A 15,427-nucleotide genomic window follows, 5' to 3' on the forward strand; every position below is an offset into this window, starting at 1 on the left:
TTTCTGCTGTATGTGCCGTCACAGGCGGCGCGGAGGTTGATATGAAAGTGACAAGCATAATAGCTGCCGTGATGGGAGCCATCTTTCGGGTGGTTATGGCTGTGGCGGTGGTGTATCTGATCTACAGGGGGGCCGGAATCTGTTACGATTATGGTTATCGGATTTTTACGGAACCTGCCATGACTACCGGGGATGGACGGGCTGTGACAGTGACAATCAGCCCTGACATGTCCGTGTCCGACATCGGGAAACTCTTCGAGGGCAGGGGACTGGTGCGGGATGCCAGGCTCTTTGTGCTGCAGTATTATCTCTCGGAGTACAGGGAGGACGTGGGCCCGGGAACCTTTGAACTGAGCACGGCCATGACCGTGGAGGAAATGATGCAGGCCATGGTGGTGGCGACGGACGAGGAGGAAGAGGACGAGGGGAACAGCACAGCCGGCGAGGGGGATTCCTCTTCAGCGGGGCTTCCTCCTGCGGGAGGCATGGAGCCGGAGGACGGCGGAGACGAGGGGGATGCGTCCGGCCAGGACGTGCCTGAAGACGGCGCGGGAACGGAAACCGGAGAGTAAAAGCGCAATGATCATAGACGAGAGGACGGCGGCCTTCATCGATTCGCTGGACAGAGGGAACACAGCCTTTCTGGACGGAATAGAAAAGGACGCGCTGGAGAACCAGATTCCCATCGTGCGGAAGCCCACCCAGAGTCTGCTGAAATTCCTGCTGGCGCTGAAAAGGCCCGCAGAAATTCTGGAGGTGGGGACCGCGGTGGGCTTTTCTGCGCTGCTGATGAGCGAGTACGGCCCTGAAGACTGTCATATCACTACCATTGAGAAATATGAAAAACGGATTCCCGCCGCGAAAGAGAATTTCAGGCGGGCGGGGCGGGAGGACAGGATCACCCTGTTGGAGGGGGACGCCGCGGATATCCTGCGGGAGCTGACGGGGACCTATGACATGATTTTCATGGATGCCGCCAAGGGGCAGTATATCCGTTTCCTGCCGGACAGCCTGCGGCTGCTTGCTCCCGGGGGATTGCTGATATCGGACAATGTGCTCCAGGACGGAGACGTGATTCAGTCCCGCTTTGCGGTGGCAAGGCGAAACCGCACCATTCACGCCAGGATGCGGGAGTATCTGTATGAACTGAAGCACCATCCCCGGCTGGAGACAGTGATACTGCCGGTGGGAGACGGTGTGACTGTGAGCACCAAAGTATAAAAGGACAGAAGACATTGATATAGTCTGTATGGCGGGAAATGTAAAGGAAAGGATGGCAGGACTATGGGCCGGAGAAAGAAACCGGAGCTTTTGATGCCGGCGGGGAGCCTGGAGGGACTGAAGACCGCGGTCATCTTCGGGGCGGACGCGGTATATATCGGCGGAGAGGCTTTCGGCCTGCGGGCCAAGGCAAAGAATTTCTCGCCGGAAGAGATGGCGCAGGGGATTGCCTTTGCCCATGGAAAAGGCGTGAAAGTATATGTCACGGCCAATATCCTGGCCCGCAATGACGACCTGGAGGGAGCGGCCGCCTATTTTCAGGAGCTGCGGGACATGGAGCCGGAGCGGTGCGACGCGCTGATCATCTCGGATCCGGGCATGTTCGCCATCGCCAGAGAAGTGTGGCCGGAGGTGGAGATCCATATTTCCACACAGGCCAACAATACCAATTACAGAACTTATCAGTTCTGGTGGAAGCTTGGGGCCAAGCGCGTGGTGTCCGCCAGAGAACTGTCTTTGGAAGAGATACATACTATCCGGGAACGTATCCCGGAGGAGATGGAGATAGAGAGCTTTGTGCAGGGCTCCATGTGCATTTCCTATTCCGGGCGCTGCCTGCTGAGCAACTACTTTACGGGGAGGGATGCCAATCAGGGCTCCTGCACCCATCCCTGCCGCTGGAAGTACGCGGTGGTGGAGGAGACCAGACCCGGGGAATATCTGCCGGTTTATGAGAATGAGCGGGGCACCTATATTTTCAATTCCAAAGATTTATGTATGATAGAACATATACCGGAGCTGGCGGAGGCTGGAATCGACAGCCTGAAGATAGAGGGGCGCATGAAGACGGCGCTGTATATCGCCACCATGGCCCGGACCTACCGCAAAGCTATAGATGATTATTTTATTTCTGAGGAATGCTATCGGGAAAACATGGACTGGTACCGGGCGGAGATTGCCAAGTGCACCTACCGCCAGTTCACCACGGGCTTTTATTTCGGAAAGCCCTCCCGGGAAACCCAGATATATGACGAAAGCACTTATGTGAACGAATATATCTATCTGGGGAATATAGAAGAGGTGGCGGCACCCTGGCCGCAGGGGACGCGGAAAGAGGAAAACTGCGTTCTGGCGCGGTTCGGGCAGCGGAACAAATTTTCCGTGGGGGAGGCCATTGAGATCATGAAGCCGGATGGGAGAAATGTGCCTGTGACGGTGGAGGGCATGTACAATGCGGACGGGGAGCCGGTGGAGAGCTGCCCCCATGCCAGGCAGACAGTCTGGGTAAAACTTTCGGAAACCCCTTGCCCCGGCGATCTGCTCAGGGTGGCGAATGTGGCAAAAGATTAGAACTCCCGGAGACCGGACTATGTGCAATGTGCCGGACGTAAGGAGGGAAACATTACTTTTATTAGCGGAAAACGAGAAAAGTGATTTGGGGTATTGCATTTTGCCGGAAAGTAAGGTATTTTAATAACAACGAAGCGCTGGTGCCGGATGGGGCTGCCGCTTCTGCATATTGGTATTCAATGAACGAGGAGGTTCCATAGTAAGATGTTACTTTGGAACTTTTTTTCGTTCAGGGGAGGATAGGACAGAAGGGAGAAGAAAATGAGCGAGAGATTGAATGTGGAAGAGATTTTTGCCAGCAAAGTATTCACTTTCGGTAAGATGAAAGAGAGGCTGCCGAAGAGCGTATACAAAGAGGTCAGGCAGATTATGGACCAGGGCGGCGAGCTGTCCCTGGCGGCTGCCGATGTGGTGGCAAAGGCCATGAAAGACTGGGCGGTGGAGAACGGGGCCACCCATTACACCCACTGGTTCCAGCCCCTGACCGGCATCACGGCGGAGAAGCATGACGCGTTCGTGACCCATCCCGATGAGGACGGCAAGATGATCATGGAGTTTTCGGGCAAGGAGCTGATCAAGGGCGAGCCAGACGCTTCCTCTTTCCCTTCCGGAGGTTTGAGGGCTACCTTTGAGGCCAGAGGCTACACGGCATGGGACATCACTTCCCCGGCTTTTTTGAAGGAGGACGCCACGGGAGTCATCCTCTGCATCCCCACGGCATTCTGCTCCTATACCGGGGAGGCGCTGGACAAGAAGACGCCGCTGCTGCGCTCCATGGAGGCGATCAGCGAGCAGGCGCTGCGCATTGTGCGGCTGTTCGGCAATACCGGGGCTACGAAAGTGGTGGCCAGCGTGGGGCCGGAGCAGGAGTATTTTCTGGTGGACAGGGAGAAATATCTGCAGAGAGAGGATCTGATTTTTGCAGGCCGGACCTTGTTCGGCGCGCCCGCACCCAAGGGACAGGAATTGGAAGACCACTATTTTGGCACCATCAGAGAGCGCGTGGGCGCGTATATGAAAGATTTGAACGCGGAGCTGTGGAAACTGGGCGTTACGGCCAAGACCCAGCACAACGAGGTGGCGCCTGCCCAGCATGAGCTGGCCCCGGTCTATGAGACCGCGAACATCGCCGTGGATCACAACCAGCTGGTGATGGAGACCATGAAAAAGGTGGCGGGCCGTCACGGGCTCACCTGCCTGCTCCACGAGAAGCCTTTTGCGGGGGTGAACGGTTCCGGCAAACATAACAACTGGTCGCTGGGCACCGACAACGGCGTGAACCTGCTGGATCCCGGCGAGACCCCCAATGAGAATATCCAGTTCCTGCTGGTCCTGGCATGCATCATCAAGGCCGTGGACATCCATGCGGATCTGCTGCGGCAGAGCGCGTCGGACGTGGGCAACGACCACAGACTGGGAGCCAACGAGGCGCCTCCCGCCATCATCTCCGTCTTCCTGGGCGAGCAGCTGGAGGATGTGGTGAAGCAGCTGGTGGAGACCGGCGAGGCGGAGCACTGCCTGGAGGGCGGCAAGCTGGAGACCGGCGTGTCCACTTTGCCCGACCTGGAGAAAGATGCCACGGACCGCAACAGGACATCGCCTTTTGCTTTCACCGGAAATAAATTCGAGTTCCGTATGGTAGGCAGTTCGGATTCTATCGCCAGCCCGAATACTACGCTGAACGCCATTGTGGCGGAGGCTTTCTGCGAGGCGGCCGACAGGCTGGAGAAGGCGGAGGACTTTGAGCTTGCCGTCCATGATCTGATTAAGGAGTATCTGGGGGCCCACCAGAGGATTATCTTCAACGGTGACGGCTATTCCGACGAATGGGTGGCGGAGGCGGCCAGGCGCGGCCTGCCCAACATCAAGTCCATGGTGGAGGCGGCCGCCACGCTGACCACGGACAAGGCGGTGAAGCTGTTCGAGAAATTCGGCATCTTTACCAAGGTGGAGCTGGAGTCCAGAGAAGAGATTATCTATGAGACCTATGTGAAGACGATCAACATCGAGGCCAATACCATGATCGACATGGCAGGCAAGAAGTATATCCCTGCTGTGGCAAAGTATACCAAACAGCTGGCGGATGCTGTGGTGGCTGTCAGGGAAGCCGGGGTAGAGCCTACAGTGCAGGCAAGGCTTTTGGGCAAGGTGAATGAAAAGCTCACCGCGGCGCAGGAAGCGCTGAGCGGATTGAGCCAGGCCGCTGCTGCGGCTGCGGCTATAACAGATATGAAGTCCCAGGCGCTTTACTACAAAGATACCGTCAGGGAGGCCATGGATGCGCTCCGTGCGCCCATTGACGAGCTGGAGATGATTGTGGATAAGGGTGTCTGGCCGGTGCCGTCATACGGCGAGCTGACATTTGAGGTTTAAGAGGATAGAATTCACAGGATGCGCGTCCCTGCCTTTGGCAGGGGCGCATGACGTTTATGGAGATTATGAAAGCAAAGGGAAGAAAACGGCAGAAATAGATTGCCCGCTTTGCGCTTGCATGCTATAATCAGACTGTCGCTGTAATAGGGAGACAGTGGGTTTTGGAGGAGATGCAGGATGCGGAAAGTACTTTGTGAGATACCAAAGTGGATGTTGGCCATTCTTGTGGGAGTAATACTTGCTAATATAAAGCGTGTTTTCCTGGATTTTGATGTGGACTGTGAATATGCGATTGCCCAGTCTTACCGTATGGCCAGAGGAGACCACATGATAGCGCAAATGTGGGAACCCCACCAGACATCAGCTTTTTTGAACGCTGTCTTTATTAAAATATACCTGCTTTTGACCGGTACTACTACAGGAATCGCGCTATATCTTAATATAGTGGGATTAGGTGCAAAACTGGGAGTGGCATATGTGTTCTACCGCACATTCCGGAAATATTGTAACCACAATATTCTCTTTTTTATGTGTGCTTTTTTCATGACGGTCAATGCAAAAAACTTTATGATATTGGACTTTTCCAACATGATGGTGTATTTTTCAGTCTTGCTGTGCTGTTCCCTCTTTACTTACTTACAGAGGCAAGGGGAGACGGGGAGGAAAAATTTTTTCCTTGTACTGGCAGCTGTCTGCTTTTGTCTGGAGGTGCTCTCGTATCCGTCTGCAATTATACTTTTTCCTCTGATGCTGGTACTTTTATGCCGCTATTCTGTGACAAAAGGGAAGGATATGTGGGTGTTTTCGGGTGTATGCTTTGCCTTTGGCTGCACATATCTGGGAATTTTGACAGCACAGGCGGGATGGAGCCAATTTTGGACTTCAGTGAATTATATCATAACGGGAGACGAGACACATCAGGTGGGGAAATTTGCAGTACAATTGAAAACCTATGCCGCGGAGGCGGGGAGCGTGGCTGTTTTATTTGGCGGTTGCGCTATTCTTTCGTTTCTGAGCGGCAAAGTGTCTGCCGGCAGGAGTGGCATTCTGACAAAATTCGACTATGTCAAAAGATTCTTCATCTTTCTGCTTAGTTATAATTTTATTCACATATTGATTGACTTAAGTGAAAATGGCTTTCATGTGATATTCAGGCTGTTATATGTGGCCGTCTACATCCCGATTTTGTTTTTTGCGTTTATACTGAGGGAGAACTGTGACAGAGAAGAGCGCATGGCTTTCGACATAGGGGCGGAAATCAGCCTGTGGAGCTGTGTGGCAGTATTGCTTTTGACGAATCTTACTTTATTGACGACAGTTGCGTACTTGACGCTGGGCATCATGGTATCTATGATGCCGATTGGAAAGTACTTGCAGAAAACCATGCCAAATGAAAAGCGCATGAAAATGTACGGGATGTTCATTCTGTTTCTGGCGGTGGTCATTTTTAAGAACATCTATGTGTTCCGGCCGTGCAACAGACTGCATGCGACTATCCTTTCTGTGAGGAATGTGGTCAGGGATGGGCCGATGCTGGGCATTTTTTCGGATTATATGGGGGCATACATCAGAAATGCGAACCTGATAGACTGGAGACAATATGTGCACGAAGGGGATAAGGTATTGATTGTAGGCTATCCGGTCAGCACCATAGGATATTTGTATGAGGATACGGAAATTTGCGTGGATTCCACGATTTCCAGTCCTACGTACAGTGAAAAGCTGCTGTCTTATTGGGAACTGAACCCATGGAAAGAGCCGGATGTCGTAGTCCTGGACTGCTGGTTCGGCGAACCGCATTTTCCCGAAGATGAATGGATTATGGAATGGATAGGGGAAAACTTCGATTCTTATGTCAATGGAACTTATATACGTGTTTACAGGAAGGAATGGTAGCATAATTTTTTTGAAATTTTTTGAATTAAGGTATTGCAAACTGGGAACACTTCGTGTATAATGTATCAAGTGATGTGACATAGGGCTATCGCCAAACGGTAAGGCAACGGACTCTGACTCCGTCATTTCAAGGTTCGAATCCTTGTAGCCCTGTTATACAGACCCTGGTGGAGAGATTCGCCGGGGTTTTTTGTGCAGCAAAATCAAGGGTTTGCGGGATTTAGGGATGTAAACTGGGTTGTGGTGAGGAAAATGCCAATTCATAGGTCAATTTAAATGACAGCGACATCGTGAAACCGGATGGACGCAAGTTCGAATCCCTTGGCCTTGTCAGGGACGGCTCCAAAAGCACGGACACAAAGAACGTCTATGAAAAAGGCTATCATGTCACAGAAGCCTGCGCCCTCACGAAGAACGGCCATCCCGTCAGTATCTTCTCCAAGGTCCATTCTTCAAAAGAGAAAGACTTCACATCCATCAATGATGTGACTTTTTCAGCAATGGAACGGGCCGCCTCCCTGTTCGGAAAGGCCACTTTCGTCATGGACAGGGGATACGACGACAACAAGATGTTCCTGAAGCTCCATGGGCTGGAGCAGGACTACGTCATCCGCCTTACGGCAAGGCGCAAGCTCCTCTTCCATGGGAAACGGATCCCGGCCACACAGCTGCGGGAACAGCGCAAGGGCAAGATCAAAATGCCGCTTTATTATAAAGGCAAAAAACATGATGCCTATCTTTCCCATGTAAAAGTACAGATTACGGCTTCCAGGAAGGACATCTGCCTTGTCCTGGTCTACGGCATCACGGAGCATGCTCAACTGCATTCAAAAAATGGCAGATTGGTACTTTTAATAGGCATATTCATTTTTTCAGTGCAGTTTGCGGAAACTCAAGCTTTTTCTTACCGTATGTGTCCTCCATTGGACAGAATAAAAGAGACAATGAAAGGGGTAGGTAAAAGACGGAGAAAATGATGAGCCCCGGTGGAGAGATTCACCGGGGTTGCTTTTTGCCGTAAAATCAAGGGCTGGCATAAAATCCTAACGGATAGCGTCACTTCCAGTCTATCTGCCAGCCAGCGGCAGGTACAGGACAGGTGAGACACAGAGCAGGGATTCCAATTCCTGGTTTTCTTCATATAGTTTCGGAATCACAGGACAGGGTTCCGGCCCCTGGGCAAACACGGCGAGGCTGCTCCGGGAGATGCATAAAGGACTGTCAGGGGAGATGGCTGTCGTGAGGCTTCCTCCTGGCATCCGCAGCGTCATAAGGTATTTTTTCCCGGAATCCACAGGACAACCGGTCTTTTTACCATCCTGGATTTCAAAGAGGATGCTCTGCTCCTGCGGAATGCTGCGGGCTGTCAGCAAAGGCCCTTTGGAAACCCAGGTCTGTCCCGAGCGGACTGCCTCTGTCAGCGCCTGGGAGATGGGGGTATCCTGCTTCTGAATAAAGGTTGCGTACTGCCCCTCAAAAGGTGCCCTGTTGTGAAGGTCCATTCCGGAGGTGGCCGCAATGTGAATCCCTTCCAGCACGAGCTTCTCCCAGAGCGTCAGCGCCGGCAGGTTGACGGCGTACAGAGGCTCCGGGTTGTTGAAAATTTCGATGAAATCCGCTGCGCTGTAGTCGGTCATATGCATCTCAAAGCGGCATCCTGTAGCAAAAGGATAGCCAAAGGAAAAGGGATGTGCGATCCCTGCCAGAGCGCCGGTTTTGCGAATTTGCCTGAAAATCAGTTCCGGATTCCCGGGATCGATGGAGTCCCAGGGCACATATTCCGGCAGATTGAGGCACAGGATATGCCCATAGTAAGTCGTATATTCCATGCCGTAAATGCACTGGACAGGGGCTGGATGATTCTTCAGCAGAGTCTCCATTTTGGCATGGCCGGAGATGGTATTATGGTCGGTGAGCGCGAAGGCATCCACTGCATTCTCCGCCATATAATCCAGCAATTCCCCGCAGGTGATGGAGGCATCGGACTCCGTAGTATGATTGTGAAGTTCAAGTCTCAGGAAAGTCATGACAGTCCGCCTCCTTGATTCGTTTCTTCTTTTCCGCCCGCTTTTCGGCCGGATACCGTCACGGTATAAGGTGTATCGTCCATGAGAATCTGAAATGCCAGAACGGTCACTTTCAGCACGCCTTTCATAGGCGGCTCCGGCATCAGGCAGCCTTCCGAAAGCGCGTCAGGGCCGAAATGCATGTGGCGGCAGGTCAGCTGTTTATGAATGCAGCCGATGAAGCGGTCGTTCAACGCGGCGGATATATGTATTTCCGTTTTTGTTTCTTTGAAAAAAAGAACAGACAGTTCTTCCCGGCTCAGATGCTCATACTCCCTGGTATCATAATGGCTGCGGCAGTAATCCGTCAGCTCCTCCACAGGCACCTGGTCCGGAGAATCATAGTGCTGCTTCTCGAAGGTAAGGCAGATATCCAGTTCTTCCAGGGCGTAAGGCAGGCAGAAAGTATAGGTGATCTGCCCGACGAATTCCCGGCTCAGCAGGCCTTTGGCCTGATATAATTGCTGCATTGTCATTTCCTCCTCATTGTACATTTTCCCTGTTAATCCATATACTACGATAATAGAAAAAAGTCAACCCCCGGATGCGGGATATTCTCTATTATGACCATTGCCCAAAAGCCGATATAGTTATAGAATCAAGTATACAGAGGAGCATATGGAAAATTGTTGGAATATTCTGAAAATTATGAAAAAAGGAGGGTATCGGAATGCGGTTTGTACATAAAAAGAAAATGGAAGATGCAATCCCCGTACTGTGCTGCGGCGGAGAGGGCGGGGACAGAGAAGTCCTGCGGGAGGCAATCAACCGGCTGGGATATTCCCTGGCAGGAAACTGTCAGTTCGATGTGGATGATTTCGCCGTGAACCGGTTCGGAGATTCCGCCGAAAAGGCCGCGGGCTTTTTTACAGAGGCGCTGCTGCAGGGGGCCTATCGATTCGGGAAAAAGGCGCTGGAGGCAGATGCGGCGGAGAGATTATTTGAACTGCGGGACGGTCTGGCGGCAGAGCCGGATGTGACAGTCTATCTGGTTTCCGGCAGGGAAATCGAGGCGGAAATGAAAAAGGCAGAGCGATTAGGACGCTGCCGGAATTATGCGAGGATGCTGGGAGACTTGCCGGCTAATTATCTGACAGCAGACGATTTCTGCCGTTATGCGGAAGAGCTTGTCCGGGAGAAGCCTGCCCTGTCTTTGGAGATATACAGGGAGCAGGAGCTGGGCAGGATGGGCTGCGGGGGAATTCTGGCTGTAAATCAGGCTTCCCGGATTCCTGCGGCATTGCTGCGCCTGCGCTATGAGGGCACGCAGAAGGGCCCTGTGACGGCGCTGGTGGGCAAGGGCATCATGTTTGACAGCGGCGGCATGCACCTGAAATCCATGGAGTCCATGGAGGGCATGAAATATGACATGTGCGGCGCGGCGGACGTGCTGTGCCTGCTGGAATACGCGGCGGATACCGGATATGCCCTCCCCCTGGAGGGAGTGATTCCCCTGGCGGAAAATGCCCTGGGAGAAAAATGTGTCCGCATGGGGGATGTGATTACCATGCTCTCAGGCAGGATGGTGGAAGTATATAATACAGACGCAGAGGGCAGGCTGGTTCTGGCGGATGCGCTGACATTCGCGGCGGGTAAGGCGGATCGTCTGGTGGATATGGCTACCCTGAGCTATTCCTGCCGGGAGGCTTTGGGAGATGAGACGGCGGGATTTTTCTGCAATGAAGAAGAACTGGCGTCCGGCACGGCCCGGGCAGCCGCGGAGGCCGGGGAGCCGGTGTGGCGCCTGCCTCTGGGCGAACGGTACAAGCGGCGGCTGCTCTGGTCAAAGACGGCGGACATGGCGAACTATATGCCGGACAAGAAAGCGGGAGCCAGCGTGGCGGCGTGTTTCCTGGAGGAGTTCACGGAAGGGCTGCCCTGGGTGCATTTCGATATGGTGGGGCCGGCGGTGCTGCGGAAAGAAAACGACAGAATGGAGTGCGGCGCGACGGGGACGGTTTTTTCTACGGTGGTGAAATTGCTGGAACACGGTTGAAAAGTCTTCTGAAATGCTTTTCTATGGAAAAGCAGCCGTTATCAGTCTTTTCAAATGTCGTGATATATGATAAACTAATAAGGATACAGAAGGAATATCACAGATAGAAGCATTAAGCAGGAGTTAAGGATTATGGAAGGAACAAACGAATACGGAACATGGCAGAACAACGCGGCGCCGTCCATGGAGGGCTGGCAGCAGGCAGAGGGAGAGCGGGAGAGACGGGAGAGGGAGAACCGGGAGCTGAAGGCGGCCAAAAAGCATTTCTCCAAACTGGGCGGAATGTACATCCTGGGGACTATAGTGATATACGCGGTGCAGCTGGTGCCCATGGCCCTGGTCTCGTTCCTGCTTCCGGAATGGCTGTGGAACGGAAATATCAGCATGCTTGTGTCCATGCTTCCCATGTACCTGATAGGCATGCCGGTGCTTATCCTTCTGGTGAGGACGATTCCCGCCGACAGGGTGGAGCGGCGTTCCATCCGGCCGGGGAGTTTCATCGTGGCTGTCGTTATGAGCTTCGGCGCCGTATACTTGACCAATATCATCGGCAATGTCATCACCGCTGCAATCGGCACGCTCAAGGGCAGTTCTGTGCAGAACCAGCTGGCCAACATGACAGAATCCATCAGCCTGTGGATGATAGTTCTCTGGATGGTGATCTGCGCGCCTTTCATGGAAGAATATGTCTTCCGCAAGCTGATCGTGGACAGGACGATCCGCTATGGACAGGGAGTCGCGGTGCTTGTGTCCGGGCTGATGTTCGGCCTGTTCCACGGCAACCTGAATCAGTTCGTCTACGCCTTTGTGCTGGGTGTGTTCCTGGCTTTCCTGTATGTGAAGACCGGCAATCTGAAGATTACCATTGCCATCCATATGATGATCAACTTCATGGGAGGTCTGGTGAGTTCGGCTCTGATGCGGGCGATTGATCTGAACGAGTATCTGGAGATGGTTTCCGACATGGACATGGATGCTATGATGGCCTATATCAGCGAGAATATGGCAGGGCTGCTGGCATATGGCGTATTCCTGATATTTATCTTCGGCATGCTGATAGCGGGCCTGGTGCTGTTCATCGTGTGTCTGGCGAAGAAGAGATTCACATTTGCCCGGGGCCAGGTGGTGATTCCCAGAGGGAAAAGGTTCAGCACGATTTTCCTGAATGTGGGGATGCTCCTTTACAGCATATTCTGGATTGCGATGATAATTTATCAGCTGTTCGCATAAAAAGGTTTGCGGCAGCCGGATCATTGAAAGGGATTTTAAGATGTACACGTTTGGAAGCAGAATCAGATACAGCGAGACGGACAGCGAAGGAATTCTTACCATGGCTTCGCTCATCAATTATTTTCAGGACTGCTCCACTTTTCAGGCGGAGGATTTAGGCCTTGGGGTGGCGAAGCTGAAAGAGATGCATTTAGTCTGGGTGCTCTCCTCCTGGCAGATTGCGGTGGAGCGCTATCCGGCTCTTGGGGAAAGGGTGGTCATAGGGACGCTGCCTTACGCGCTGAAAGGATTTTTGGGATACCGAAATTTTGCCCTGATGGATGAAAAGGGGGAATATCTGGCAAAAGCCAATTCCCTGTGGAGCCTGTTGGACACGCGGACCAATAAGCCTACGGCAATTCCGCAGATCATGACAGAGGGATACCGGCCGGAGGAAAAGCTGGAGATGGAATATGCCCCCCGCAAGATTACCGTACCGTCAGAGGGCATCCCAAAGGAACCTACAGTAGTAAAGCAGCACCATCTGGACACCAACTATCATGTGAACAATCAGCAGTTCATTGACATCGCCATGGACTATCTGCCCGAGGGCTTCGCGGTAAGGCAGGTGCGGGCGGAATATAAGAGGCAGGCTTTCCTGGGGGATGTGCTGATGCCCCGGGTCCTGGAAACGGCGGACAGTGTCTGGGTGGCGCTGGAGAATCAGGAAGGAAGTCCCTATGTGGTGGCGCAGTTTGATGGAAAAGGTAAGGGCGGAGAGCATCTTTCCGCATAGAGAGAAAACAGATTTGGAGTGGGGATATCTATGATAAATTTAGGTGAAAAACAGGAATTGACAGTTGTTAAGAAAGTGGAGTTCGGCGTCTATCTGGCGCTTTCCGCAGACGAGGACGAGCCCCGCGTGCTCCTGCCCCGCAAGCAGGTGCCGGAGGAGTGCAATGTGGGCGATGTGATGGAAGTGTTCATCTACCGTGACTCCCAGGACAGGCTGATCGCCACTGCCAGGGAGCCGAAGCTGCAGATGGGCCAGGTGGCGGAGCTGACAGTGGCCCAGACCGGGAAGATAGGAGCCTTTCTGGACTGGGGCCTGGAGAAGGACCTGCTGCTGCCCTTTAAGCAGCAGCGGGGCAAGGTGGAGCAGGGGGGCAAGGTATTGGTGTCCCTCTACATAGACAAGAGCGACAGGCTCTGCGCCACCATGAACGTGTACGACAATCTGCGCACGGACAGCCCCTATGGAAAGGACGACAGGGTAAAGGGGCGCGTCTATGAGATAAGCGATAATTTCGGCGCTTTTGTGGCAGTGGACAATCTGTATTCCGGCCTGATTCCCCAGAAGGAGCTCTATGGGAACGTGGAGCTGGGAAAGGACGTGGAGGCCCGGGTCATACAGGTGCGTGAGGACGGCAAGCTGACGCTGGGAATCAGGGACAAGGCTTATCTGCAGATGGACAAGGATGCGGAGAAGATCATGGCCATGATAGAGGCGAACGGCGGAATGCTGCCCTTTACGGACAAGGCGTCCCCGGAGCGCATCAGGCAGGAGACCGGCATGAGCAAGAACGAGTTCAAGCGGGCGGTGGGGAGGCTTTTAAAAGAGCGGAAGATAGAGATAGGGCAGTACTCTATTGGCAGGATACGGTAGGAGGCCTTTGGCTGAATTTTTAAGAATCCTTAAGAAATTGAAAAATTGCAGGAAAGTCTGGTAAAACCTTTCTTATTATGATACAATAAAGTACGTCGCAGGACTTGGTATTCGGAGCCTGCGGTCATATATTTCTGGCAGGAGGTGTGCTTATGGATATTGCAGGAGTATCAGTGGCATTGGCGAATGTATCCCAGATGTCCCAGATTGGAACGGCAGTGCTTGGCAAGGCCCTGGACACCAATGAGGAACTGGGCGCCGGGATGGTGCAGATGATAGATTCTGCCGCCATGGAGCTGAGCGTGAATCCCAATGTAGGCGCAAACTTTGACATGCGTATTTGAAACGGATGTGAAAAATGTTGCCCGGTTTTTGGTTGGAGATTTGTCTATAAGACTGCCTGGGGTAATGCTTCAGGCAGTTTTTTTGTGAAAAATCATAAAATCCTATTGCTTTTTTCGCGTATTTTTTGTACATTTGTAAATGTAGAAACAAATACTGGCATCAGAATCTGCCATAACGACAAAAGGAGTGGATGTTATGATTTCAAATCAAATTTTGCAGAACATTATCGACGGATTAAAGAACATTACTCGTGTCGAATTTTGTATTATGGATGTGGATGGCAAAGAAGTGGCTTCTACTGCCGACATGGGAGCCAGCGTGAGCGCTGTGGCGGAATTTGCCGCATCTGTGGCAGATTCCCAGGAGATACAGGGCTGCCAGTTCTTCAAGATATTCGATGATCAAGTGCTGGAATACGTGATGGTGGCAGCCGGAGCAGGAGAGGATTCCTATATGATAGGAAAGCTGGCGGCTTTCCAGATTCAGAATCTGGTAATAGCCTACAAGGAGCGCCTTGACAAGGATAATTTCGTCAAGAATCTCCTGCTGGACAATCTGCTGCTGGTGGATATCTACAGCCGTTCCAAGAAGCTGCATATCCAGACGGACGTGCCCAGGGCGGTTCTGATCGTGGAGTCTCCCGGGGGACGGGACAGCAATGTGCTGGAGCTGGCCCGGACGTACTTCGGCGGCAACAGCAAGGATTTCGTCACGGAAGTGGACGAGAACAATGTCATCATCGTCAAGGAGCTGCCCGAGACCGATATGGCCAGGGAGATGGATAAGACGGCGAAGCAGATCTGGTCTTTCTTAAAAAAAGAGGGCATCCAGGACAGCCGCATCGCATATGGTACGGTAATCCAGGAAATCAAAGAGGTGAGCCGTTCCTATAAGGAAGCGCGGATGGCGCTGGACGTGGGCAAGATTTTCTTCGATGAGAGGGAGATCATCGCCTATGGCGAGCTGGGAATCGGCCGCCTGATTTACCAGCTGCCGCTGCCCCTGTGCAAGATGTTCATCCGCGAGATTTTTGGCGGCAAGAGCCCGGATGAGTTCGACGAGGAGACATTGGGGACTATATATAAGTTCTTTGAGAACAGCCTGAATGTGTCGGAGACCTCCAGGCAGCTGTTCATCCACAGAAATACGCTTGTCTACCGGCTGGATAAGCTCCAGAAGGGCACAGGCCTGGATCTGCGGGTCTTCGAGGACGCAATCACCTTTAAGATAGCGCTGATGGTGGTGAAGTACATGAAATATATGGAAACTACGGATTTTTAACTTTTGATTGCCGGGATGGAGGAA

General features: G+C 52.7%; 14 protein-coding genes and 1 tRNA gene. 13 read left to right on the forward strand and 2 right to left on the reverse strand.

Going from position 1 to position 15,427, the window contains the following annotated elements:
• Nucleotides 1-41 precede the first annotated feature (41 nt).
• From NFS35_RS05415 to NFS35_RS05445, 7 genes are all read left to right on the forward strand, one after another.
• The gene (locus tag NFS35_RS05415; protein WP_251206121.1) at nucleotides 42-572 is read left to right on the forward strand and encodes an aminodeoxychorismate lyase; all 531 of its coding nucleotides are present in this window, start codon (nucleotides 42-44) and stop codon (nucleotides 570-572) included.
• Between the two features lie 7 nt (nucleotides 573-579).
• Nucleotides 580-1,221, forward strand: a complete 642-nt coding sequence (locus NFS35_RS05420) for an O-methyltransferase (protein WP_251206122.1) — start codon at nucleotides 580-582, stop codon at nucleotides 1,219-1,221.
• Nucleotides 1,222-1,284: 63 nt separating this feature from the next.
• Nucleotides 1,285-2,571, forward strand: a complete 1,287-nt coding sequence (locus NFS35_RS05425) for a peptidase U32 family protein (protein WP_251206123.1) — start codon at nucleotides 1,285-1,287, stop codon at nucleotides 2,569-2,571.
• A gap of 261 nt (nucleotides 2,572-2,832) precedes the next feature.
• Nucleotides 2,833-4,944, forward strand: a complete 2,112-nt coding sequence (locus NFS35_RS05430; protein WP_251206124.1) for a glutamine synthetase III family protein — start codon at nucleotides 2,833-2,835, stop codon at nucleotides 4,942-4,944.
• Between the two features lie 177 nt (nucleotides 4,945-5,121).
• Nucleotides 5,122-6,840 (forward strand): hypothetical protein, encoded by a 1,719-nt coding sequence (locus tag NFS35_RS05435; RefSeq protein ID WP_251206125.1) that lies wholly within the window; start codon nucleotides 5,122-5,124, stop codon nucleotides 6,838-6,840.
• 81 nt (nucleotides 6,841-6,921) lie between these two features.
• A tRNA-Gln gene (locus NFS35_RS05440) sits at nucleotides 6,922-6,993 on the forward strand.
• Nucleotides 6,994-7,130: 137 nt separating this feature from the next.
• Complete coding sequence (locus tag NFS35_RS05445) at nucleotides 7,131-7,817, forward strand: transposase (RefSeq protein WP_251206126.1); 687 nt, start codon at nucleotides 7,131-7,133, stop codon at nucleotides 7,815-7,817.
• 90 nt (nucleotides 7,818-7,907) lie between these two features.
• Here the strand turns inward: NFS35_RS05445 and NFS35_RS05450 are convergent, their stop codons facing one another.
• On the reverse strand, nucleotides 7,908-8,867 hold the full coding sequence (locus NFS35_RS05450) for a CehA/McbA family metallohydrolase (protein WP_251206127.1): 960 nt from the start codon (nucleotides 8,865-8,867) through the stop codon (nucleotides 7,908-7,910).
• On the reverse strand, nucleotides 8,864-9,376 hold the full coding sequence (locus NFS35_RS05455; protein WP_251206128.1) for a DUF6669 family protein: 513 nt from the start codon (nucleotides 9,374-9,376) through the stop codon (nucleotides 8,864-8,866). The genes NFS35_RS05450 and NFS35_RS05455 overlap by 4 nt, the downstream gene beginning before the upstream one ends.
• Before the next feature lie 200 nt (nucleotides 9,377-9,576).
• Between NFS35_RS05455 and NFS35_RS05460 the strand changes: the two genes are divergently transcribed.
• The 6 genes from NFS35_RS05460 to NFS35_RS05485 all read left to right on the forward strand — a co-directional run bounded on the left by NFS35_RS05460 (nucleotide 9,577) and on the right by NFS35_RS05485 (nucleotide 15,403).
• Entirely contained in the window at nucleotides 9,577-10,902 is a 1,326-nt protein-coding gene (locus NFS35_RS05460) for a M17 family metallopeptidase (protein WP_251206129.1), read from the forward strand.
• Nucleotides 10,903-11,034: 132 nt separating this feature from the next.
• Entirely contained in the window at nucleotides 11,035-12,132 is a 1,098-nt protein-coding gene (locus NFS35_RS05465) for a CPBP family intramembrane glutamic endopeptidase (protein ID WP_251206130.1), read from the forward strand.
• 40 nt (nucleotides 12,133-12,172) lie between these two features.
• Nucleotides 12,173-12,907: an acyl-[acyl-carrier-protein] thioesterase gene (locus tag NFS35_RS05470; protein ID WP_251206131.1), complete on the forward strand. Its 735-nt coding sequence runs from the start codon at nucleotides 12,173-12,175 to the stop codon at nucleotides 12,905-12,907.
• A 30-nt stretch (nucleotides 12,908-12,937) separates the two neighbouring features.
• The gene (locus tag NFS35_RS05475) at nucleotides 12,938-13,777 is read left to right on the forward strand and encodes a CvfB family protein (protein WP_251206132.1); all 840 of its coding nucleotides are present in this window, start codon (nucleotides 12,938-12,940) and stop codon (nucleotides 13,775-13,777) included.
• A 152-nt stretch (nucleotides 13,778-13,929) separates the two neighbouring features.
• On the forward strand, nucleotides 13,930-14,121 hold the full coding sequence (locus NFS35_RS05480; protein WP_251206133.1) for a YjfB family protein: 192 nt from the start codon (nucleotides 13,930-13,932) through the stop codon (nucleotides 14,119-14,121).
• A gap of 196 nt (nucleotides 14,122-14,317) precedes the next feature.
• Complete coding sequence (locus tag NFS35_RS05485; RefSeq protein WP_251206134.1) at nucleotides 14,318-15,403, forward strand: PucR family transcriptional regulator; 1,086 nt, start codon at nucleotides 14,318-14,320, stop codon at nucleotides 15,401-15,403.
• Nucleotides 15,404-15,427: the final 24 nt, after the last annotated feature.

This window comes from Acetatifactor aquisgranensis (assembly GCF_943193215.1).
Classification (GTDB): Bacteria; Bacillota; Clostridia; order Lachnospirales; family Lachnospiraceae; genus Acetatifactor; species Acetatifactor aquisgranensis.